The sequence below is a fragment of the Pseudoxanthomonas japonensis genome, assembly GCF_010093445.1.
In the GTDB taxonomy this organism is placed as follows: Bacteria; Pseudomonadota; Gammaproteobacteria; order Xanthomonadales; family Xanthomonadaceae; genus Pseudoxanthomonas_A; species Pseudoxanthomonas_A japonensis.
Window position 1 is genome coordinate 22,497 of record NZ_PDWW01000001.1, and the last position, 23,555, is coordinate 46,051.

The window sequence follows — 23,555 nt, forward strand, 5'->3', positions numbered from 1 at the left end:
GGGAGAGGTAATACGCGGCATCACACGGTGACCGGGTTCGCCTTGTCCACGTCGATCTTGTACTGCTTGATCGCGCGGGCGACGTCCTTGCCGGTCATCTTGCCTTCCTTCGCCAGCGCGGCGATGGCGGCGTGGGCGATGTAGTAGCGGTCGACTTCGAAGTGGCGACGCAGGTTGGCACGGGTGTCGCTGCGGCCGAAACCGTCCGTGCCCAAGGCCGTGTACGCCATCGGCACGAACGCGCGGATCTGGTCGCTGTAGGCGCGCACGTAGTCGGTGGCGGCGATGGCCGGACCCTGTCGGCCTTCCAGCAGTTCCGTCACGTACGCCTTGCGCGGCGTCTTCGCTTCCGGGTTCAGGCGGTTCCAGCGCTCCGCATCGAACCCGTCGCGACGCAGCTCGTTGAAGCTCGGGCACGACCAGATGTCGGCGGTGACGCCGAAATCCTTGTCCAGCAGCTCGGCCGCCGCGATCGCTTCGCGCAGGATGGTGCCACTGCCCAGCAACTGCACGCGCAGCTCGCCCTTCTTCGGCTTGCCGGCATCGGTGAGCAGGTACATGCCCTTGATGATGCCCTCGGCCGCGCCTTCCGGCATGTCCGGGTGGGTGTAGTTCTCGTTCATCAGGGTGACGTAGTAGTACTCGTCCACCTGCTCCTGCAGCATCTTCTGCATGCCGTGCTGCAGGACCACCGCGACCTCGAAACCGAAGGTCGGGTCGTAGCTGCGCACGTTGGGGATGCTGCCGGCGATGACGTGGCTGAAGCCGTCCTCGTGCTGCAGGCCTTCGCCGTTGAGCGTCGTGCGGCCCGCGGTGCCTCCCAGCAGGAAGCCGCGCGTGCGCATGTCCGCCGCCTGCCACGCGATGTCGCCGATGCGCTGGAAGCCGAACATCGAGTAGTAGATGTAGAACGGCAGCATCGGCACGTTGCTGACCGAATAGCTGGTGCCCGCCGCCATCCACGACGACATCGCACCCGGCTCGCTGATGCCCTGCTGCAGCACCTGGCCGGACTGGTCTTCGCGGTAGTACATCAGCTGGTCGGCATCGACCGGCTTGTACTTCTGGCCGAACGGCGCGTAGATGCCGATCTGGCGGAACATGCCTTCCATGCCGAACGTGCGTGCCTCGTCGGCGACGATCGGCACCAGGCGCGGACCGACCTGCTTGTCGCGCAGCGCGATGTTCAGGCCCTGCACGAACGCCATGGTGGTGGAGATCTCGCGCTCGCCGGTGCTCTTCAGCAGACGGTCGAAGGCTTCCAGCTTCGGCGTCTCGAACGATTCGCTGGCCTTGCGGCGACGCTGCGGCAGGTAGCCGCCGAGCGCGGCGCGGCGCGACTTCAGGTACTGGATTTCCGGCGAATCCTCGCCCGGGTGGTAGAACGGCACCTGCGCCGACTCTTCCAGCTGCTTGTCGCTGACCGGGATGTTGAAGCGGTCGCGGAACGTGCGGATGGCTTCGTCGTCCAGCTTCTTGGTCTGGTGGGTCGGGTTGAGCGATTCGCCCGCCGAGCCCATGCCGTAGCCCTTCACCGTCTTGGCCAGGATCACCGTGGGCATGCCCTTGGTGTTCACCGCCTCGTGGTAGGCCGCATAGACCTTGTGCGGATCGTGGCCGCCGCGGTTGAGGCGCCAGATATCGTCGTCGGACAGGTTGGCGACCATGGCCGCCGTCTCCGGGTACTTGCCGAAGAAGTTGTCGCGCGTGTACTTGCCGCCGAACGCCTTGCAGTTCTGGTACTCGCCGTCGACGGTTTCCATCATCAGCTTCTTCAGCATGCCGCTGGTGTCGCGCGCGAGGAGCGGATCCCAGTAGCTGCCCCACAGCAGCTTGATGACGTTCCAGCCGCCGCCGCGGAACACGCCTTCCAGTTCCTGGATGATCTTGCCGTTGCCGCGCACCGGGCCGTCCAGGCGCTGCAGGTTGCAGTTGACGACGAAGATCAGGTTGTCCAGGCCTTCGCGGCCGGCCAGCGCGATGGCGCCGAGGGTTTCCGGCTCGTCGCTCTCACCGTCGCCGATGAAGCACCACACCTTGCGGTCGGACTTCTCGATCAGGCCGCGGTGCTCCAGGTACTTCATGAACTGCGCCTGGTAGATCGCCGCCAGCGGGCCCAGGCCCATCGACACGGTCGGGGTCTGCCAGTAGTCCGGCATCAGCCACGGGTGCGGGTAGGACGAGATGCCCTGGCCATCGACTTCCATGCGGAAGTTGTCGAGCTGCTGCTCGCTGATGCGGCCTTCCAGGAACGAGCGCGCGTAGATGCCCGGTGCGCTGTGGCCCTGGATGAACAGCAGGTCGCCCGGATGGCTGTCGCTCGGCGCGCGCCAGAAGTGGTTGAAGCCGACGTCGTACAGCGTCGCGCCGGAGGCGAAGCTGGCGATGTGGCCGCCGAGGTCGCCGGGCTTGCGGTTGGCGCGCACGACGGTGGCCATCGCGTTCCAGCGGATGATCGAGCGGATGCGCCATTCCAGCGCGGCGTCACCGGGGCTCTTGGCCTCGTTCTGCGGCGCGATGGTGTTGACGTATTCGGTGGTCGGCGAGAACGGCAGGTAGGCGCCGGCGCGGCGGGTGACTTCGACCATGCCTTCGAGCAACTGGTGAGCACGCAGGGCGCCGTTCTTCTCGATGACCGCCTGCATGGAATCGATCCACTCGCGGGATTCCTGCGGATCCGGATCGCTCTGCAACATCTCGTTCAACCAGTTCATTCCCACTCCTGTTGCGCCGCGCGTGGGGGCGTGGCGTTGCCGTTCTTGTAGAGCGTTGAAGTGTAACGCACGCACCCCGCGCGGGGCCTGGCTACGCAGGCGTATGGACGCGACATTGCGTGCCTGTCCCGGGACAGTGGCAACACCAAAATCAGACCTTTTCGCTATTGCGATGCAGCACGCCGCGCGGGCGTATGATCGGCGGCCAGGGGAAGGCAGCGATCGGGATCGGCATGCATGACGCAGTGCCCAACGATGTCGTGCCAGTGAAGGATGCCGGTGCCGCGCACTGGCGCAGCAGCCTGCGCACGCGCATCGCCCTGTGGGCCGGCCTGGTGAACGTGGTGCTGCTGGTGCTGCTGGTGATGGCCACGGCATGGTTCGCGCGGCGCATGATCCTGGACGATGCGCGCCGCGATACGCAGGCCACCACGCAGGAGGCCGCGCAGCGGCTGGACGATGCCATGCACGTGGTCACCATCACCACGCTGGGCATGGCCGACCTGGTGGCCACCACGCAGTTGTCGGCCGACGAACTGACCGCGACGCTGCGGGCGATGGTGAAGGCCACGCCGGGCTGCGCCGGCGGGCTATTGATCCTGGAGCCGCGCACGCGCGGCGACGCGCCGTTCGCCCGCTACGTGGCGCGCTCGGGCCGCGACCGCGACTTCATCGCCGACGCCTATGCGTTCCGCGACCAGGGCTGGTACCAGCGGACCGTCGCTTCGCCCGCCGGCTGGTGGTCCGAGCCCTATCTCAACCGCACCGCCGGCGACGTGTGGATGGTCACCTACAACATGCCCCTGCGCGAACCCGGTCGCGGTGCGCGGACGCGCGGCATGGTCAGCCTGGACCTGCCGCTGGCGAACCTGACCGATCCGGTGGATCCGCTGGCGCACCTGCCGGGCTGGCGGGTGTCGCTGGTGGCGCCGGCCGGCACGCTGGCGCTGAACCCGGAGGTTGGCGTGGAGCGGCTGGAAACGCTGGACGAGTACATCGCCCGCGCCGGCCGCAGCGACCTGCGTGAGGCGGCGCAGGCGGTGCGCGTGCGCGACACGCTGCAGTACGTGCACGTGGACGCCGTCAGCGGCGAACGCCGCTACACCGTGGTCGAACCGGTCGGCGACACCGGCTGGATGCTGCTGGTGGCGCAGTCGTACGACCTGGTCACCGACCGCCTGGCGCAGGCGCTGTGGCTGCTGGCGGCGATCGGCGCCTTGCTGGCGCTGACCTGCATGCTGGTGGTCGGCACGCTGGCGCGGCATATCAGCCAGCCGGTGGAAAGCCTGTCGGCCTCCGCCGCACGGCTGGCCCAGGGCGACTACGGCACGCCGGTGCCGCATGGGCAGCGACGCGACGAGGTCGGCCAGATGGCCCGCACGCTGGAACACGCGCGCGGCTCCATCCAGCAGCAGCTGCGCGAGATCGAGGACATGACGGCAGCGCGGCAGAAGCTTGAGAGCGAGCTGTCGATCGCGCGCGAGATCCAGCAGGCGATGCTGCCGCCCGGCCGCGTGATCGACCGCGAGCACGCGCACCTGGAAGCGTACGCGCGGCTGGAACCGGCCAAGGCCGTCGGCGGCGACTTCTACTGCTTCATCCAGACCGATCCCGACGGCCTGTGGTTCGCCATCGGCGACGTGTCGGACAAGGGCGTGCCGGCGGCGCTGTTCATGGCACGCACCGTGACGGTGCTGGAAGTCGCGGCCAGCACCCATCCGTCGCCGGAGCGCGTGCTGGCCGAAGCCTCGCGCCGGCTGGTTCAGGGCAACGACGCCTGCATGTTCGCCACCGTGCTGTGCGGGCGCGTGGACGTGCGCAGCGGCGCCTGCGTGCTGGCCAGCGCCGGCCACGACGCCCCATTGCTGCTGCACGCCGATGGCCGCCACGAAATGCTGCCGGTGCAACCCGGCCCGCCGCTGGGCTTCGAGGTGGGCGACGCCTTCCCGCTGTGGTCGGGACAGCTGCCGGCCGGCGCCACGCTGCTGGCTTGGACCGACGGCATCACCGAAGCCTTCGATGCCGGCAACCTCGCGTTCGGCGTGGAGCGCATCCCGGACGCACTGCAGCCGGGCGCGACCGCGCGCAAGCAATGCGACGGCCTGATCGCGCGGGTTCACGCATTTACCGAACCGGCCCCGCAGTCGGACGACATCACCGCCCTCGCCATCCGCCGCCGGCTGGACGGCACCCCCGCTTCCCCCGAAGCTGCGCTACCCCAGGAGAACGCACATGCAGATGCGACTGTTCATCCCGCGTGAGCACGCCCGCGTGGACGACCTCAACGCCTCGCTCGAAGCCGTGCTGGCCAACAACGGCGTCAGCCGCGCCATCCAGGGTGACGTGCGTCTCATTGTGGAAGAGCTGGCCAGCAACGCCATCGAACACGGCGACCCGGCGCGCGTGGACACCGAGGAGCACGAGCTGTGCGTGGACATCGCCATCCGCGACCGCCTGCTGACGCTGGAATTCCGCGAGAGCGGCGCGCCCTTCAACCCGCTCGAACAGCCCGCCCCAGACCTGGACGCCGACATCCTGGACCGGCCGACCGGCGGCCTGGGCCTGCACCTCGTCCGGCAGGTGGCCGAAATGGCCACGTATCAGCGAATGGGTAACTACAACATCCTGCGCCTGTCGCTGCGCATCCCCACCGAGGAGGAATCCGCATGAGCCTGGACATCGAGCTTCACGCCCCGGGCAGGGGCAGCCAGCGCGTGGTGGTGCGTGGCCGTCTGGACACGCATACCTACGAGGATCTGGACGAGGCGCTGGCACCGCTGCTGACCCGGCAGCTGCACTCGCTGGTGCTGGACCTGTCGGGGCTGGACTACATCAGCAGCGCCGGCATCCGTTCCATCTTCAAGGCGCGCAAGGCGTTGTCGCCGCATGGCGGCAAGGTCCTGCTGGTCAATCCGCAACCGCAGATCCAGAAGGTGCTCGACATGGTCAAGGCGGTGCCGTTGAACGAGATCTTCTCGTCCACGGCCGAAGCCGACGCCTACCTCGACCTTATGCAGCGCAAGGTGCTGGATGCCGCCGAGGACGACGATTGACGGACGCGCGTGGTCCGCACGCCTGCCCCGCAATTGATTTACGATCCAGCGTCGCCTCCCTGCCTCCCCGGGCTCCCCCACCCGGCAGATCCGCTTCACCGAGATGCCCGATGACACTGGAGATTGAGGTCTACCCGCCCGTCAACGGCAACCAGTACGTGTTGCTGTCCGGCCGGCTGGATACGCAGAGCCATGCCCGACTCGACGAAGCGCTGGCGCCGATGCTGGCTGCGCGCCCGCAGGCGCTGGTGCTGGACCTCGCGCACCTGGACTACATCAGCAGCGCCGGCGTGCGCAGCATCCTGAAGGCGCGCAAGGCACTGGCCCCGCACGAAGGCCGCCTGCTCGTCGTCCACCCGCAGGAACAGATCCGCAAGGTCATCGAGATCGTGCAGGCCGTGCCGATGGACGAGATCTTCGAATCCAGCGCGGATGCGGATGCCTATCTGGATGCGCTGCAGCGGCGGATCCTGGATGGCGAGGAAGAGAACCCGCAGGGATGAAGGATGTGAGTTTCGCGATGCAGGATGTGGGAGCGACGCAAGTCGCGATGAAGCGTTACCGGTAGCCCATCGCGACTTGCGTCGCTCCCACAACCATCGATCACCTCCCGCAAGCGCCCCATGCAGGCGTTTTCTGTTGCGACAACCTGCTGCCCGGTCAGTCCGATCGCTGGCGGCCCCACTCGCCACACCCCTGCCGGAAGTCACCATGACCTCCGGCAACCGCCCCTTTTCATCCTGACCACCCGCATTCGCGGGGCTGCGCCGCGCTGCCTAACGTCGCGACCTCTGGCCGCCCCCTGCGCGCCAGCCCCGTCGATTGCCACTGGAAAGGAACGATGAACAGAGGTCGCATCCGCAAGCAGCTCCGCATCACCACGCTCAGCCTCGCGCTGGCCACCTGTTTCGCCGGTGGCGTGCAGGCGCAGTCCAACACCACCGGCTCCGTGTTCGGCCAGGCGGCCGACGGCGACCGCATCACCGTCACCCACGTCGGCACGGGACTGGAACGCTCCGTCAGCGTCGGCAACGGCGGCGACTTCCGCATCGGCGCGCTGCCGCCGGGCCAGTACCGCGTCACCCGCACCGATGCGTCCGGCCAGGCCACCACGCGCGAGATCGTCGTCACCACTGGCTCGGGCAGCAACGTCTCGTTCGCGGCAGGCGATGCGGCCACACTGGACACCATCACCGTGCGCGGCACCTCGGCGGTCAATCCGATCGACGTATCGTCGGTGGAGTCCGTCACCATCTTCACCGAAGCGCAGATCGACCGCCTGCCGGTCTCGCGCGACATCACCAACGTCGCGTTGCTGGCGCCCGGCACGGTCAAGGGCGACCCGCGCTTCGGCAACGTCGCTTCGTTCGGCGGCAGTTCCGCGGCGGAGAACGTCTACTACGTCAACGGCTTCAACGTCACCAACATCGTCACCGGCCTGGCCTTCAACCAGGTACCGTTCGAGGCCATCGCCGAGCAGCAGATCAAGACCGGCGGCTACGGCGCGGAATTCGGCCGTTCGCTCGGCGGCGTGCTCAACATCACCACCAAGCGCGGCAGCAACGAGTGGAAAGGCGGCGCCAATGTCTTCTGGAGCCCCGACTCGCTGTCCAGTGGCCGAGCCCTTGCGCACGATCCGGACCGCGATGGCGAGTACCGCATCGTCGAGAGCGGCTCGAAGATCGATTCGACGGTCTACAACCTCTACGGCGGCGGCCCGCTGGTGAAGGACCGGCTGTTCTTCTTCGGCCTGTTCCAGGGCCAGCGCGACAAGGAAGTGCTGGACTTCGAGAACGGCCACGAGGGCTCCACCATCGACTCGCCGCAGGGCCTGGTGAAGCTGGACTGGTACCTCAACGACGACCATCGCCTGGAACTCACCGCGTTCCGCGACAAATCCGTCGAAGACGGCATCACCTACCAGCGTCCCGCAGGCGACCTGTACGTGGGCGGCGGCGATCCGATCGGCACTTTCCGACGCACCACCGGCGGCGACAACTACATCGCCAAGTGGACCGGCTACATCACCGACAACCTCACCCTGTCCGCGCTGTACGGCTATGGCAAGTACTCGCGCGGCAGCGAGAACTCCAACGCCGAAAACTGCCCCTACGTCTACGACGGCCGCAGCACCGGCACGCCGCCGATCGGCGTGGCCGGCTGCTACATCGACTACCAGCGCGGCCTGCCGGATGCCGGCGACACCCGCAAGGCCTGGCGCTTCGACGGCGAGTGGGCGTTGGGCGACCACACACTGCGCTTCGGCGTGGACAACGAGGAGTTCATCACCGTCGATGGCAGCACCTATTCGGCCGGTGAATACTGGCGCTACTACAACACCACGCCGGGCTCGACCGTCGCGCCGGGCGTGGTGGTGCCGGTGGGCGTCACCGAGATGGTGCGCCGGCGCATCCTGGACAACGGCGGTACCTTCACCACCAAGAACACGGCCTGGTACGTCGAGGACACGTGGCAGGTCAACGACCGCCTCATGGCGTACCTGGGCATCCGCAACGAAGGCTTCGAGAACCTCAATGCGGAAGGCGGCTCCTTCATCGACATCAAGGACACCTGGTCGCCGCGCCTGGGCTTCTCGTGGGACGTGCGCGGCGATTCGAGCCTGAAGGTGTTCGGCAACGCCGGCCGCTACTACATCCCGGTCTACGCGAACACCAACGTCCGCCTGGCGGGCGCCGAACTCGACTACAACGAGTGGTACACGTTCACCGGCATCGATCCGGTCACCGGCGTCCCGGTGCTCGGCCCGCAGGTAGGCCCGCGCAACTACACGAGCGATGGCCAGATCAAGGACCCGCGCACGGTGGTCGACAACAACCTGGAGCCGATGTACCAGGACGAGTTCATCGCCGGCTGGCAGTGGCAGTTCGCCCCGAACTGGACGCTGGGCATGCGCGGCGTCTACCGCGAATTGAAATCCGGCATGGACGACCTGTGCGCCGGCAGTGGCGCGCACGACTGGGCGCTGGCCAACGGCTACTCCGCCGCGCACGCCGATGCCATCGCCGAAGCCCTCTCGCATTGCTTCCTGACCAATCCGGGCAAGGACCTGTCGGCGAACGTCGATCTGGACGGCACCGGCCAGCTGACGGTGGTGGACATCCCGGCAAGCGCGCTCGGGCTTCCGGCCGCCAAGCGCAAGTACCACGCGCTGGAATTCATGGTCGAGCGCGCCTGGGACGACCGCTGGTTCCTGCAGGCCTCGTACACCTGGGCCAAGAGCCGCGGCAACACCGAGGGCTACGTGAAGTCGGACATCGCGCAGGAGGATGCCGGCATCACCCAGGATTTCGACTTCCCGGGCCTGATGGACGGCGCCTACGGCGACCTGCCGAACGACCGCCGCCACAGCCTGAAGGTGTTCGGTGCCTATCAGATCAACGACGAGTGGCGCGTGGGCGCGAACCTGATCGCGCAGAGTGGCCGTCCGGTGAACTGCTTCGGCATCTACCCGGCCGACGGTCCGGACGGCGAGGCCGTGCAGTATGGCGCTGCGTCGTTCTACTGCGGCGAAGGCGTGCAGTCGCCCTACTCCATCGACGGCAGCCTGCATCCGCGCGGCACCTCCGGCCGCGTGCCGTGGGCGACGACGATGGACTTGCGGGTCGACTACCAGCCGGCCTGGGCGAAAGGTCTGACGCTGGGCCTCATGGTGCAGAACGTGTTCGACAGCCAGGACTACTACCGCGTGGTGGAGGTGTGGGATGCGGGTGGCGGCGCGAAGGCGTACGACTACAAGCACCCGCGCAGCTTCGTCGATCCGCGTCGGATGACCCTGAGCGCAAGCTACGAGTTCTGATCCGGGGGCGGGCATCGCGATGGCGGTGCCCGCCCTGCTTCGGCCCATGCCCATTCCCTGCTTCTCCTACGTCGGGGCCGTGCACGCCCGTGTGCAGTACGCGACCACGCGGCATGCCGCCGCCCCGCGCGATGCGCCTGGCTCCCGCATGGCCTGCCCGCGTCACGTTCCGCGTTCCCCTGACCTGCAGGGGCTTTTGCTTGGAACAGGAACCGGTGACGCCGACGACATGTCCGGGCGTGCGCACGCACGCTCCCGCTGATGCGCCCGCGCCCGCGCGCGACGCGGCCCCCTTCAATACCCGCCTCGTGCTGGCGCACCGGCCGTCGGAGCGCGGCATCGCCGACTGCTTCCGGCTCGAACACGCTGCGTTGCCCGCGCTGCGCGACGGCCAGCTGTTGCTGAGGACCGAGCAGATCTCGATCGACATCTGCGCGGCAGGACGCATGCAGGCGTTCGCCCCGGACGGCGACACGCTGGGGCTCGGCGAGGTCATGCCCTGCAGCACGGTGTCGCGCGTACTGGCATCGCGCCATGTCGGCTTCAAGGAAGGCGACCAGGTGCTGGCGCACAGCGGCTGGCAGACCCACGAGGTCGTCGACGGTATCGACATCCGCCGCAAGCTTCATCCCGGGGTCGCGCCGGCGGGCACCGCGCTGGGCGTGTATGGCCTGTATGGCTTCATCGGATGGTCGGCCGTGCGCGAAGTCTGCGCGCCTCGTCCTGGCGACACGATGGTGCTGGCGGCCGCGGCGGGCCCGATCGGCACCACTGCCGGCCAGCTGGCGCAGCGGCAGGGGGCACGCATCGTCGCGGTGACGAGCAGCGAAGCGAAGTGCCGGCACCTGCGCGAGAAATACGGTTTCGCGGTCGCGCTGGACCGCCATGCGCCGGACTTCGTCGCCCAGTTGCAGGCGGCCTGCCCGGACGGCATCGACATCTTCCTCGAAGGCGTGCACGGCCATTGCATCGACACGGTGATGCCGTTGCTCAACGACGGCGCGCGGCTGCCGCTGTGCGGCATCATGGAAGGCGAGCTGTGGCCGATGGCGGCCGACCGTCTGCCGGCCTTCTTCAACGCCATCCTGATGCGGCGACTGGTGGTGCGCTCGTTCACCCATCGCGACATCATCCGCCTGCATCCGCAGTACCTGGTCGATCCCGCGTTCCTCAGTGAAATGGGTGCGTTGCTGAGGGGCGGGCAGCTGGGCTGGGACGAGCAGATCGTGGACGGTCTGGAACAGGCGCCGCTGGCACTGGAGAAACTGGCCTGCGGCGACAACCTTGGCAAGCTGATCGTGCGCGTGGCCTGACCCCTGCCGGACGTCACGGTGACGTCCGTCCGCGCACGCTGGTCCGAGGGACTTCATGCCGGCGCGCGTCGCGGTGGCCACGCCTAGAGTCGCAGGCCCGTCACTGCCCGAAGCGGTTCCGCCATGTCCGTTCCATCGTGTACCGCTGTCGCTGCCTGCGTCCTGCTGGCGGCGACGGCCCCCATCGCGCGGGCGCAGATGCCCGATCCGTCCATCTTCGCGCAGGCGGCCAACGTGTCCCGCCTCAGCGATTCCGACGCGACCTGCGAACAGCTGTTTGCCGAAGCCGAATGGCTGGGCGCCCGCATCGCCGCCTTGCCCAAGGCGGCCGATCCCATGGAGCTGGCGCGCCAGTCCACCGAAGACATGCGCCAGGCGCAGAAGAAGATGATGGGCGGCCAGCGCGCGCGCAGTTTCGGCAGCGCCCTGCTGGGCCTGGTGCCGGGTGCCGGCATGGCCGCTGGTGCGCTGTCGTCCTTGGGCGGCCGGCCGAACACCGATGCCATGTACGATGCGATGGACAGGACCATGCAGGCGCAGCAGGAAAGCATGGCGACGATGGCGCAGCAGGCGCAGCTGCATGGCCGTCGCGAACACGTCACCGACCTGTTCCTCACGCGGTCCTGCAAAGTATCGACGCTCGACCGCGCCGAGGTGGCGCGTGCCACCGCCGGCTTCGAGGCCGCTGCGCCGCCCCCCGCCGATGCGTTCGCCACGCCGTGACGGACGCGTGCGCCGTCAACCCGGTCCGTTGCGCTCCGCTTCGCGCTGCAGGCGGATCTGCGCGTCCACCGCAGCGATGGCGGTCATGTTGATGACACGTCGCGGCGTGGCGCTGGTGGTCAGGATGTGCACCGGCTTGGAGATGCCCATCAGGATCGGACCGATCGCCACGCCGTCGGTCACCACGCGCACCATGTTGTAGGCGATGTTGGCGGCGTCCAGATTCGGCAGCACGAACAGGTTGGCGCGGCCGGTCAGCGTGCTGCCCGGCATGATGCGGTTGCGCAGCACCTCGTCCCACGCGGTGTCGCCCTGCATCTCGCCGTCGACGTTGAGGTCCGGCTTGCGCTTCAGCAACAGCTCGCGGACCTTGCGCATCTTGATCGAACCCGGCGTTTCGTGGCTGCCGAAGTTGGAGTGCGACAGCAGCGCGATGCGCGGCTCGATGCCGAACAGCTTCAGGCGGTACGCCGCCTGCAGCGTGGCCTCGGCGATCTGCTCGGCGGTCGGGTCGTCCTGCACATGCGTGTCGAGGAAGAAGTACGCGCCCTGGTGGTTGATCACGCCGGTCATGGCCGAGGTCGACTGCACGCCCGGGTCGAGCGGGATCATGCTGCGCACGTAGCCCAGCTTCTTGTGGAAGCGACCGACGATGCCGGTGATCATGGCATCGGCTTCGCCGCGCGCCACCATCACCGCCGCGATCAGCGTGGGCCGCGAGCGCATCAGGTTCTTCGCCGCCGACGGCGTCACGCCACGGCGCGAGGTCAGCGCGTGGTAGTGCTGCCAGTAGTCGTTGAAGCGCGGGTCGTCGTCCTGGTTGGTGATCTCGAAATCGACGCCGGCGCGCATGCGCAGGCTCAGGCGCTGGATGCGCGCCTCGATCACGTCCGGACGACCGATCAGGATCGGGAACGCCAGGCCTTCGTCGATCACCGTCTGCACCGCGCGCAGCACGGTCTCTTCCTCGCCCTCCGCGTAGACCACGCGCTTCTTGTCGGCGCGCGCGCGGTCGTAGACCGGCTTCATCATCAGGCTGGTGCGGTAGACGAACTGGCCCAGCTTCTCGCGGTAGGCCCACATGTCGGCGATCGGGCGCAGCGCGACACCACTGTCCATCGCCGCCTGCGCCACCGCCGCCGCCACTTCCACCAGCAGGCGCGGATCGAACGGGCGCGGGATCAGGTATTCGGGACCGAAGCAGGGCACGTCGTCGCCATAGGCGCTGCCCAGGTCGGACGCCTCGCGCCGCGCCAGCTTGGCGATGGCATGCACGCAGGCGACCTTCATCGCCTCATTGATCACCGTCGCGCCCACGTCCAGCGCACCGCGGAAGATGTACGGGAAGCAGAGCGCGTTGTTGACCTGGTTCGGGTAGTCGCTGCGACCGGTGCCGATGATGACGTCCGGGCGCACGGCCTTGGCGTCGGCCGGCGAGATCTCGGGATTCGGGTTGGCCAGCGCCAGGATGACGGGCTTGTCCGCCATCGTCGCGACCATCTCCGGCTTCAGGATGCCGCCGGCCGACAGGCCCAGGAAGATGTCCGCGCCCGCGACGATCTCGGCCAGCGAGCGCTTGTCGGTGTCGCGCGCATACCGCGCCTTGTCCGGGTCCAGGTGCGGACGACCGGTGTAGATCACGCCGTCGCGGTCGAAGGCCAGGATGTTCTCCGGCTTCAGGCCCAGCGCGACCAGCATGTCCAGGCAGGCGATGCCGGCGGCGCCGGCGCCGCTGGTGGCCAGCTTCACATCGCCGATCTTCTTGCCGATCACTTCCAGCGCGTTGACCACCGCCGCACCGACGATGATCGCCGTGCCGTGCTGGTCGTCGTGGAACACCGGGATCTTCATCCGCTCGCGCAGCTTGCGCTCGACGATGAAGCACTCCGGCGCCTTGATGTCTTCCAGGTTGATGCCGCCGAAGGTCGGCTCCAGCGAGGCGATGATGTCGACCAGCTTGTCCGGGTCGGTCTCGTCGATCTCGATGTCGAACACGTCGATGCCGGCGAACTTCTGGAACAGCACGCCCTTGCCTTCCATCACCGGCTTGCCGGCCAGCGGGCCGATGTTGCCCAGGCCCAGCACGGCGGTGCCGTTGGTGACCACGGCCACCAGGTTGCCGCGCGCAGTCAGCTCGCTGGCGGTTTTCGGATCCTCGACGATCGCCTCGCAGGCGTAGGCCACGCCCGGCGAATACGCCAGCGCCAGGTCGCGCTGCGTCAGCATCGGCTTGGTGGGGGCGACCTTGATCTTGCCCGGCGGAGACAGGCGGTGGTATTCCAGCGCGGCCTGCTTGAAATCGTCGTTCGTCATTGCGGAAACGGTGCCTGTGATGAAGGCGGGGGAGCGGCGATTCTACCCCTTCCCCGCCGGGGCCGGACCCGGCCGGTTGCGGCGCTGCGTCATGCAACGGTCATGCGGCATGCGCTCAGGGCGCGATGAAACGGCAGGCATCGCGCGCCTGCGACACACGGCCGCAGGTGTCCGCGAATGCGCTGGTAGCGGGGCGTTTGCCGCTGTCCAGCCATTGTTCGAGCACCTGCAGTGCGCTGGCGTACGTCGCGTCCTGCAGGCGACTGTGGTCGCGCTCGTCGGTCAGCGCCTGCAGCAGCAGATCGCCGCGGCCGGCGGCGTCCACGGTGGCCTTGTAGGCCGCTTCCGCCTCGTACGACACGGTGGGATCGTGGCGCGCATGCACGGTGACGGTGGGCAGCACGATCAGGCCGGAAAGATCGGCGTCGTAGGCGAGCATGGCGACGGCGGCGGGATCGGCGGTGAAGCGCTCGACGCCGGCGTTGAGCGCCGCATCGTCGCGCGAGCCGCGATAGTGCGTCGTCGTGTTGTCGAATGGATTGCGGCCGCCGAGCCGCTTCTGCACCAGATCCTGGAAATGGAACGTGCCCCACGCCAGGTGCGCGACCAGCTGCTTCTCGGCCACGCCGGTGACGGCGAGGATGTCGCGCAGGTTCGCCGCCTGCGCAGGCGTACGCTTCGCCGCAGGTTGCTCGACACCGGTACAGGCATCGACGCGCTCGCGCAGGTCGTCACGCGTCATCCTGGCGCCGGCCGGCAGCCCTTGCCACAGCGGGTACTGCGTTTCGCCGGCGGCCGGATGGTTGCGGCAGTAGTACTGGTAGACCGCGCGCAGGTCGGCGCGGAAGCCGTAGCCGCGCGTGCCGCCGGTCAGCAGGCCGTTGGTGGTCAGCACACCGTCGTAGTTCGGGCGTCCGTCGATGTCGAGCGCGTACAGTTCGGCGGCCTTCGCCGCCACGTTGCCGCCCCAGGACTGGCCATGCAGCAAGGTGCGCTCCGGCCTGCCCCAGCGCGACCAGAACACGCGGCGGCTGACGTCCACGTCGGCCGCCGCCATGCGCACGCCATAGCCACCGCGGCGGTAGGTGCTGCCGATCCACGCATAGCCCCTGCGCACCATCACCGCGAAGCGGTCCAGGTCTTCCGCCGAATCGCCCGCTTCCGGCGCGCCCAGCCGCGGCCCGCCGTGCGCGTGCACGATGAGCCGGCGGTTCCATGTCTTCGGCATCGCGACCAGCACCCAGGCGCCGTTCGCATCGCGGGCCTCGTGGCAGTCGACCTGCGCGCCGACCGACGCGGGACAGGCGACCGGTGCGAACGTCGCGGCGCTGTCGGCCTCGGCCGCCCCGGCAGGCAGGGCGGCCGTGCCCAGCACGGCGAGTGCGGCAACGATCCAGCGGCGACTCATGCTTCGCATCGGGCCTGCGTCCTCCTCAGAACGAGCGGGCGATGTTGACGTACCAGTAGCGACCCCACGGATTGTGCAGCGAACCGCGGTAACCGCCATCGGCCAGCGACGGACCCTCGTCGGTCAGGTCGCGCACGCCCAGACGAACAGCCGTGCCATCGGGGAAGCGGTACTGGCCGTACAGGTTGTGGGTCAGGCGCTGCTCGACCACCCACGGGTTGCCGGAGATACCCAGCAGCTGCGGCTGTTCGAACGAGCTCATGTACTGCGCCGAGTACCCCACGCGCCACGCCGCCTTGTTCCACGTCAGCGAGCCGCTGGCGCGCCATTCCGGGCGCCCGTTCTGGCCGATCAACTGGGTGGAGTCGGGCAGCGGCGTCAGCGGATCGATGGTGCCCGCCGCGCGCGCGGCGTACAGCGCATTGACGATGTCGCCCGGATCGCGGGTGAATTCCAGCAGGCGGGTCGCGTTGAGGTTGACCGAGAACGAACCGAAGCGCGTGCGCCGCAGCGACCAGTCCACGCCGAAGTCCAGTCCGCCCGCGGTCTGCGGCTGCAGGTTGATGAAGCGGTCGTTGATGGCGACGACGCGACCCACCGGATCGATCCCGGTGCCCGCGAACGCGTCGATGTCTTCCTGCGTCGGCGCCTCGCGCACGACCAGCGGATTGCTGCCGCCACCCACGCGCGCCAGGTAATCCACCGTCAGCGCGGTCTGCGCGCCGAGCAGGCCGACGATCTGCTCCTGCTTGATCTTCCAGCGGTCGACGGTGAAGGTGAAGCTGCCAAAGCGCTCCGGAATGAAGGTCGGCTGGAACACCACGCCGAACGAGGTGTTGGTGCTCTCTTCCGGCTCCAGGTCCGGATTGCCGGCCACCAGCAGCGACGCGCCCGAGGTGCTCTGGCCGCATTCGCTGAACGAAGCGATGCGACCGGCACGCAGGTCGGCTTCGCAGCGGATGTGGTCCACGCCACTGGCCAGACGCGCGTACTGCGTCGCGTTGGTCTGCTCCAGGTTCGGCGCGCGGAAGCCTTCCGAGTACGAACCGCGCAGGCGCACGCCCTCCACCAGGTCCCACGCCAGCGCCACCTTGGGCTTGGCGACCGAGCCGAAGTCGGAGTAGTGCTCGTAGCGGCCGGCCAGCTGCATGTCGAGGCGATGCACCAGCGGAATGCCCATGTCTTCCGACACCAGCGGCACCGCGAACTCGACGTAGGCCGAACCGACGTTGCGCGAGCCGCGGGTGTCCGGATTCGGGCTGACCGCCGCGACGTTGCTGAGGTTGGTCTCGCCGGTGACCATGTCGGTGAAGGTGTAGGTGCCGTCGAGATTCGCATCGCGATCGTCGCGCTGCGTCTCGCGGCGTGCTTCCGCACCGAAGGCCATGCCGCCATTGCCGGCCGGCAGCGAGAACAGGTCGCCGCGGCTCATCTTGAAATCGGCCATCGTCAGCGTGGTACGCGACTCGCGCACCAGGTCGAACACGATGCCGTCGATGGCCGCCTGCGAACTCGGCGAGCAGTCGCCGTAGGTCGGCGTGGACACGCAGCCGCCACTGAACGGGTTGTAGGCGTCCGGCGTGGCCAGCGCCAGCTGCTGCTGCAGCTTCGTCATGTTGATGTTCGGCGAACGGTCCTCGGCCTCGGCCTCGGAGTACAGCAGCGCGGTTTCCCAGTTCCAGCCGTTCCACTCGCCACGCAGGCCGGCGAGGAAGCGCGCCTGGTAGTTCTCCACGCGCACGCGCTGGAAACCGGTGTCGACGTAGCGGTAGTTGCTCATCTGCACCGGCAGGCCGGCCACGGGCACGCCGGTCAGGCCAGGCAGGCGGTTCGGGTTCGGCGTGCCGTCGGGCAGCGTGGCGGCGCCGAACGGGTTCCAGTAGTTGGTCGCGGGAATCCACAGGCTGTTGAGGTTCACCACCGGCGGCTGCGTGGCTTCGCTGACCGCATGGTAGAAGCCGACCTCGCCGAACGCCTCGACGTTGTCGCTGACGTCGTAGTGGCCGGTCAGGAACAGGTTGATGCGCTCCACCGACGGCCGCACGCTGGTGCCGTGGCGCGTGTCGTAGCGCATCTCGCGGTTGGTGGTGTTGAAGTTGTGGTTGCCGCTGGCCAGGCAGAGATCATTGCCGAGGCTGACGCCGCAGCCGAAGCTCGACGGCTGGATGCGGAAGGCACCCGCGGTGTTCGTCACGGCGGTACCGTTGGACCGGATCACCGCACGCGGACCGACGGTGAGGCGTGCCCACGGCGTGTGCGACGAGCGGCCATCGAGCGCGGCCAGGCCGGCGAAGTCCGGATAGTCGGCCCACAGCGCGCGCAGGTCGTCGGTCGCGGTGAAGTCCTGGTCTTCCGCCATCAGTTCGGAGCGGTCGACGTAGTTGACGAAGGCCGACACGTTGCCACGGTCGAAGTTGCGGCCGGCGAACAGGTTCAACTCGAACTCGTTCATGCCGGTGCCTTCGGCGCCACCGTAGCGCGCGCTGGCGCTGACGCCGTCGAAGTCGGTCTGCAGCACGGTGTTCACCACGCCGGCCACCGCATCGGCACCGTAGATCGCGGCCGCGCCGTCGAGCAGGATCTCCATGCGGTCCAGGCCCGACACCGGGATCGCATTCGAATTGAAGCTCTGCACCGGCACCGTGCCCGTGTCGGACGTGCCCTGGCTGGTCGGATGCTGCACCAGCCGGCGCCCGTTGAGCAGCACCAGCGTGTTGCCGACACCCAACGAGCGCAGGTTGACCGAGTTGACGTCGCCGCGCGCGGCGTTGCTGGTCTGCGGATTGTTGGACGCATCGAACAGCACGTCGCCCATCTGCGGGATGGTGCGCATCAGTTCGTCGCCCGAGATCGCACCGGCGGCATCGATCTGTTCCGCACCGACCACCATCACCGGCAGCGCGTCGGTCGTGGACGCGCCCTGGATGTGCGAGCCGACCACGACCACCGCGTCGAGGTTGGTCGCTTCTTCGGTCGTGGCCGAAGGCGGTACGGGCTCGCCCGGCGGCGTGGTGTCCTGCGCCGCGGCGGCATGGATCACCGCCAGCAGGGCCAGCGTCAGGCTGCTGCGCAACGGGGCGCGGCGTGGGTTCAAGGCATGCATCGTTCAGTCCCTCCTCTGAAGACGTGGTTGGCCGGCGTCAGTCGGCCGTGAGTCGTGTCGGGTCGCCGGGGCCTGCGGCCGGATCCGGCGCGGCGGCGATCGGGGCGGACGGGCCACCCAGCGCGCGCGCCAGCGCGTCGCGGTCGAGCGCGTTCTCCCAGCGCGCGACCACGAGCGTGGCGACGGCGTTGCCGGTGAAATTGGTCAGCGAGCGGCACTCGCTCATGAAGCGGTCGATGCCGAGGATCAGCGCCATGCCGGCGACCGGCACTTCCGGCACCACCGCCAGCGTCGCGGCCAGCGTGATGAAGCCGGCGCCGGTGACACCGGCGGCGCCCTTCGAGCTCAGCATCGCCACCAGCAGCAGCATGATCTGGTGGCCCAGGCTCAGTTCGGTATTGGTGGCCTGCGCGATGAACAGCGCGGCCAGCGTCATGTAGATGTTGGTGCCGTCCAGGTTGAACGAGTAGCCGGTCGGCACGACCAGGCCGACGACAGACTTCGACGCGCCGGCGCGCTCCATCTTCTCCATCAGCGACGGCAGCGCGGACTCGGACGACGACGTGCCCAGCACCAGCAGCAGCTCCGCCTTCAGGTAGCGGATCAGGCGGAAGATCGAGAAGCCGCACCACCACGACACCAGGCCGAGCACGACGATCACGAACAGCAGCGACGTGATGTAGAACGAACCGACCAGCCATGCCAGGTTGACCAGCATGCCGACGCCGTACTTGCCGATGGTGAAGGCGATGGCGCCGAACGCACCGATCGGCGCGGCGCGCATCAGGATGTGCACCAGCCGGAACACCGGCGCGGTCAGCGCCTCCAGCAGGTTCAGCACCGGCCGGCCCTTCTCGCCGACCATCGCCAGCGACAGGCCGAACAGCACCGCCACGAACAGCACCTGCAGGATGTTGTCGCCCACCAGCGGGCTGACCAGCGTCTTCGGGATGATGTCCATCAGGAAGCCGACCAGCGACAGCTCGTGCGACTTCTGCACGTAGTCGTCGACCGCCGAGCGGTCCAGGTCGGCCGGATTGATGTTCATGCCGGCGCCGGGCTGCACCACGTGCGCGACGATCATGCCGATGACGAGCGCCAGCGTGGAGAAGAACAGGAAGTACGCCATCGCCTTGGCGAACACGCGGCCCACCGTGCGCAGGTGGGTCATGCCGGCGATGCCGGTGACGATGGTCAGGAAGATCACCGGCGCGATGATCATCTTCACCAGCTTGATGAAGGCATCACCCAGCGGCTTCATCGATTCGGCCAGCGCCGGCTCGAAATGCCCCAGCAGCGCGCCCAGCACGATGGCCACGATCACCTGGAAATACAGCTGTCGGTACAGCGGCTGCTTCGGCGGCGGCACGAACGGGGTATCGGCCAGTTGCATGGCAGGGCTCCGGGACGGATGGCGTCGCCCGCGGGATCGGGGCCGGCATGTTGTACCCCCGCAACGCCGCCGCACCGATAACCTATTGGTACTAGCCCGCCCCGATGCTGCGCCGCACCTTTAGACTGCAGCCCATGCTGCGTGCCCGCCGCCACCGCCAGATCCTGTCCGTCGTGCTGGCGATCCTCGGCGGCGCGGCGCTGGTCATGACGCTGGCCTACCACTGGGCCGGTGCGCGGGCGCAACGCACGGAAACCGCGCAGCTGGACCGCCAGCTGGACCTGCACGCGCAGGCGCTGCAGCAGCGCATCGACCGCTACCGCACGCTGCCGCAGGTGCTGGCGCAGGACCCGGACCTGCGCGCCGCGCTGGTCTCCCAGGTCGACGATGCGCGCCGCAACGCACTGAACCAGCGTCTGGAAGACGCCAACAGCGTCACCCGCTCGTCGACGCTGACCCTGATCGACCGCCGCGGCATCGCGCTGGCCGCCAGCAACTGGCGCGAACCCACCAGCAACGTCGGCGAGGACTACAGCTTTCGCCCCTACGTGAAGCAGGCGCTGCGCGACGGCCAGGGACAGTTCTACGGCATCGGCCTGACCACCGGCGAGCCCGGCTACTTCCTCTCGCAGGCGATCACCGGCGACGGTGGCACGGTCATCGGGCTGATCGTCATCAAGATCGAGCTGGACGCGCTGGAGCAGGAATGGCTGCAGACGCCGGACATCGTGCTGGTCAGCGATGCGCACGGCGTGGTCTTCCTCGCCAGCCAGGACGCCTGGCGCTACCGCACGCTGCGGACCTTGACCGCCGCCGACCGCCGCGAGCTGACCGCGACGCGCCAGTACGCGCGGCAGACGCTGACCGCGCTGCGATGGGAGGACCTGTCGGCCTCCGGCGACGGCGCGCACCGCGTGCAGATGCGCGATCCGGCGCTGGCCGGCACCCTGCTGTGGCAGTCGATGGCGCTGCCCGAGGAAGACTGGCAGCTGCACCTGCTGCACGACGCCTCGGCGATCACCGCCGCCGGCCGCAGCGCCGCGCTCGCCGCCGGCGGCGGCTGGCTGGCGCTGGCGTTCCTGGCGCTGTTCGTGCAGCAGCGCCGACGCACCGCGCTGCTGCAACGGCGCAGCCGCGAGGAACTGGAAGCCGTGCTGCAGCAGCACGCGCAGGAACTGCGCACCGCGCAGGACGGCATCGTCGAGGCGGCGCGCTCGGCCGACGCCGGCCTGAGTCGCAGCCTCGAGCACCTGCCGCAGGGCGTGGTCATCATCGACGCCGATCTGCGGCTGGTGGCGTGGAATTCGCGCTACATGGAGCTGTTCCGCTTCCCGCCCGACCTGATCCACGTCGGCCGGCCGATCGAGGACGTGTTCCGCCACAACGCGCGCCGTGGCCTGCTCGGTCCCGGCCCGGTGGAAGAGGCGATCCAGCGCCGGCTCGAGCACCTGCGCAGCGGCAAGCCGCACATGCGCGAGAGCGAGAAGGACGACGGCGTGGTGCTGGAGATCCGCGGCAATCCGCTGCCGGACGGCGGCTTCGTCACCAGCTACGCCGACATCACCAGCTACAAGCACGCCGCCCGCGACCTGCGTTCGCTGGCCGACGCGCTGGAACACCGCGTGGAGGAGCGCACGCGCGCGCTCGCCGATGCCACCCTGGCGGCGGAGAACGCCAACCGCTACAAGACCCGCTTCGTCGCCTCGGCGGTGCACGACCTGCTGCAACCGCTGAACGCGGCGCGCATGTTCGTGTCCGCGCTGCGCGGGCGCCTGCACGAGGACGAGGCGCGCCGCATCGCCGACCACGTCGACAACGCGCTGGCCGCGCAGGACGCCATCCTCAACAGCCTGCTCGATATCGCCCGGCTGGAATCCGGCGCACTGCCCACGCGCGTGCGCGACTTCGCGCTGGCGCCGCTGCTCGAGGCGCTGGCACGCGAGTTCGGCATGGCCGCAACGGAACGCGGGCTGGTGCTGGACAGTGTGCGCACGCGCGCCGTCGTGCGCAGCGACGAAGCGCTGCTGCGGCGGATCCTGCAGAACTTCCTGTCCAACGCGATCCGCTACACGCCGCGCGGGCGCGTGCTGCTCGGCGTGCGCCGCACCGGCGATGGCGTGCGCATCGAGGTGCACGACCAGGGGCCGGGTATTCCCGACAGCCTGCAGACCGAGATCTTCGAGGAGTTCCGCCGCCTCAACGACGGCGTCGCCAGCGACCGTGGTGCCGGGCTCGGCCTGGCCATCGTGGAGCGCATCGGCCGCCTGCTCGGCCACCGCATCGGCCTGCGCTCGCAGCTGGGGCGCGGCAGCGTGTTCTGGGTGGAACTGCCGCGCGGGGCCGCCGACGCGCTCGTTGCCGACAGCCCGGCGGTGCTGGCCGACGTCGACGACGGCTCGCCGCTGCGTGGACGTCGCGTGTGGTGCGTGGACGACGATCCGCGCGTCTGCGAGGCCACGCGCGCGCTGTTGCAGCGCTGGGAATGCGACGTCGGGCTGGCGGCCGGACCGGACGAGGCGATGGCGGCGGCCGCGCCGGGCCAGCCACCCGATCTGCTGCTGCTCGACGTCCGCCTGGGCGACACCGACGGACCGACGCTCTACGCCCATCTGTGCGAACGCTGGGGCAGCGCGCCGCCGGTGATTCTGGTCACCGCCGAGCGCGACGACGCATTTCGGGCGCTGGCGCTGGAACGCGGCTGGGGCTTCCTGGCCAAGCCGGTCAAACCCGCGGCGCTGCGCGCACTGATGACCCAGCTCCACGTACGCCGCGCGCGCTGAGGACCGACCCGATGCCGATCCGATGCTGACCTACGTCATTCCCGTCCTCGCCATCGTGCTGCTCGGTGCCGCGCTGCGGCGGATGCGGCGCGTGCCCGAGGGGCTGTTCCCGGCGATGGAGTGGTTTTCCTTCTACGTGGCGTTCCCGGCGCTGCTGTTCGTCGGCGCGGCACGGTTGAAGCTGTCTGCCACCGATGCCCTCGACCTGTCGCTGGCCGCGCTGCTGCCCACCCTGTTGCTGACCGGCATCGTGCTGCTGGCGTTGCGGTTCGCATCGCGCCTGCCCGACCCCAGCCGCTCCTCCGTCGTGCAGGGCTCGGTGCGTCCGAGCAGCTACTTCGGCCTGGCGGTGGCGGCGCTGCTGTTCCCGCCCGAGACCACCGCGATGGTGATGCTGGCGCTGGCGATCTGCCTGCCGGCGGTGAACGTCATCGCCGTCGTCGCGCTGGCGGTGTGGGGCAGCGGCGATGCCAGCGCGCGCGGCATTGCGCTGGCGCTGGCGCGCAACCCCATCATCCTGTCGACGCTGGCCGGCCTGCTGTTCAACCTGAGCGGGCTGCCGCTGCCGGTGCCGCTGGCTGCCACGCTCGACATCCTCGCCGACGCGGCGCTGGCGCTCGGCCTGCTGTGCGTGGGCGGCGGCCTGCAGTTCAGCCGCGACCACGTCCGTCCGCTGCTGCTCGGCGCGACGTCCGCACTGAAGCTGCTCGCCTTGCCGCTGCTCGCGGTGCTCATCTGCCGCTGGCTCGGCGCGAGCAAGCCGGTGACGGTGGCGGCCTGCTTCTACGCCGCACTGCCGACCGCATCGAACGCCTACATCATGGCGCGGCAGATGGGCGGGGACGCGCCGTTGATGGCGTCGCTGGTGACCTGGCAGACGCTGTTCGCCGCGGCGACGGTACCGCTGGCGATGCAGCTGCCGGCCTGGCTGGGCTGAG

General features: G+C 68.8%; 14 protein-coding genes. 9 read left to right on the plus strand and 5 right to left on the minus strand.

Translation table 11 applies throughout. From position 1 onward, the window contains the following. Window positions 1-20: 20 nt before the first annotated feature. Window positions 21-2,714 carry a pyruvate dehydrogenase (acetyl-transferring), homodimeric type gene (gene aceE, locus CSC78_RS00120; protein WP_162335877.1) on the minus strand — a complete coding sequence of 898 codons (2,694 nt, stop codon included), beginning with the start codon at window positions 2,712-2,714 and terminating at the stop codon, window positions 21-23. 233 nt (window positions 2,715-2,947) lie between these two features. Here aceE and CSC78_RS00125 point away from each other — a divergent pair, with 233 nt between their 5' ends. From CSC78_RS00125 to CSC78_RS00155, 7 genes are all read left to right on the plus strand, one after another. Beyond that, on the plus strand, window positions 2,948-4,975 hold the full coding sequence (locus CSC78_RS00125) for a SpoIIE family protein phosphatase (protein WP_162335878.1): 2,028 nt from the start codon (window positions 2,948-2,950) through the stop codon (window positions 4,973-4,975). Beyond that, window positions 4,947-5,384 carry an ATP-binding protein gene (locus tag CSC78_RS00130; protein WP_162335879.1) on the plus strand — a complete coding sequence of 146 codons (438 nt, stop codon included), beginning with the start codon at window positions 4,947-4,949 and terminating at the stop codon, window positions 5,382-5,384. Before CSC78_RS00125 ends, CSC78_RS00130 begins: the two co-directional genes overlap by 29 nt. Continuing rightward, a complete protein-coding gene (locus tag CSC78_RS00135) occupies window positions 5,381-5,767 on the plus strand; it encodes an STAS domain-containing protein (RefSeq protein ID WP_162335880.1) in 387 nt (128 codons plus the stop codon). The genes CSC78_RS00130 and CSC78_RS00135 overlap by 4 nt, the downstream gene beginning before the upstream one ends. A 110-nt stretch (window positions 5,768-5,877) precedes the next feature. After that, on the plus strand, window positions 5,878-6,270 hold the full coding sequence (locus CSC78_RS00140; protein ID WP_162335881.1) for an STAS domain-containing protein: 393 nt from the start codon (window positions 5,878-5,880) through the stop codon (window positions 6,268-6,270). 338 nt (window positions 6,271-6,608) lie between these two features. Then, the gene (locus tag CSC78_RS00145) at window positions 6,609-9,584 is read left to right on the plus strand and encodes a TonB-dependent receptor (protein ID WP_162335882.1); all 2,976 of its coding nucleotides are present in this window, start codon (window positions 6,609-6,611) and stop codon (window positions 9,582-9,584) included. A 200-nt stretch (window positions 9,585-9,784) separates the two neighbouring features. Further along, window positions 9,785-10,897 carry an MDR family NADP-dependent oxidoreductase gene (locus CSC78_RS00150; protein ID WP_162335883.1) on the plus strand — a complete coding sequence of 371 codons (1,113 nt, stop codon included), beginning with the start codon at window positions 9,785-9,787 and terminating at the stop codon, window positions 10,895-10,897. Window positions 10,898-11,020: 123 nt separating this feature from the next. Then, window positions 11,021-11,620 carry a hypothetical protein gene (locus CSC78_RS00155; protein ID WP_162335884.1) on the plus strand — a complete coding sequence of 200 codons (600 nt, stop codon included), beginning with the start codon at window positions 11,021-11,023 and terminating at the stop codon, window positions 11,618-11,620. Window positions 11,621-11,635: 15 nt separating this feature from the next. On the opposite strand, the gene CSC78_RS00160 is transcribed toward CSC78_RS00155, so the two are convergent. The 4 genes from CSC78_RS00160 to CSC78_RS00175 form a co-directional block, all read right to left on the minus strand. Further along, complete coding sequence (locus CSC78_RS00160) at window positions 11,636-13,933, minus strand: NADP-dependent malic enzyme (RefSeq protein ID WP_162335885.1); 2,298 nt, start codon at window positions 13,931-13,933, stop codon at window positions 11,636-11,638. Window positions 13,934-14,048: 115 nt separating this feature from the next. Further along, on the minus strand, window positions 14,049-15,341 hold the full coding sequence (locus CSC78_RS00165; RefSeq protein ID WP_162335886.1) for an alpha/beta hydrolase: 1,293 nt from the start codon (window positions 15,339-15,341) through the stop codon (window positions 14,049-14,051). Window positions 15,342-15,366: 25 nt separating this feature from the next. Continuing rightward, on the minus strand, window positions 15,367-18,435 hold the full coding sequence (locus CSC78_RS00170) for a TonB-dependent receptor plug domain-containing protein (protein ID WP_202924083.1): 3,069 nt from the start codon (window positions 18,433-18,435) through the stop codon (window positions 15,367-15,369). A 46-nt stretch (window positions 18,436-18,481) separates the two neighbouring features. Beyond that, the gene (locus CSC78_RS00175; RefSeq protein WP_162335888.1) at window positions 18,482-19,837 is read right to left on the minus strand and encodes a dicarboxylate/amino acid:cation symporter; all 1,356 of its coding nucleotides are present in this window, start codon (window positions 19,835-19,837) and stop codon (window positions 18,482-18,484) included. Between the two features lie 137 nt (window positions 19,838-19,974). Between CSC78_RS00175 and CSC78_RS00180 the strand changes: the two genes are divergently transcribed. Together CSC78_RS00180 and CSC78_RS00185 are read left to right on the plus strand one after the other, a co-directional pair. After that, on the plus strand, window positions 19,975-22,617 hold the full coding sequence (locus tag CSC78_RS00180) for a hybrid sensor histidine kinase/response regulator (protein WP_162336183.1): 2,643 nt from the start codon (window positions 19,975-19,977) through the stop codon (window positions 22,615-22,617). 22 nt (window positions 22,618-22,639) lie between these two features. Beyond that, the gene (locus CSC78_RS00185) at window positions 22,640-23,554 is read left to right on the plus strand and encodes an AEC family transporter (protein ID WP_162335889.1); all 915 of its coding nucleotides are present in this window, start codon (window positions 22,640-22,642) and stop codon (window positions 23,552-23,554) included. The last annotated feature ends 1 nt before the right edge of the window (window position 23,555 follow it).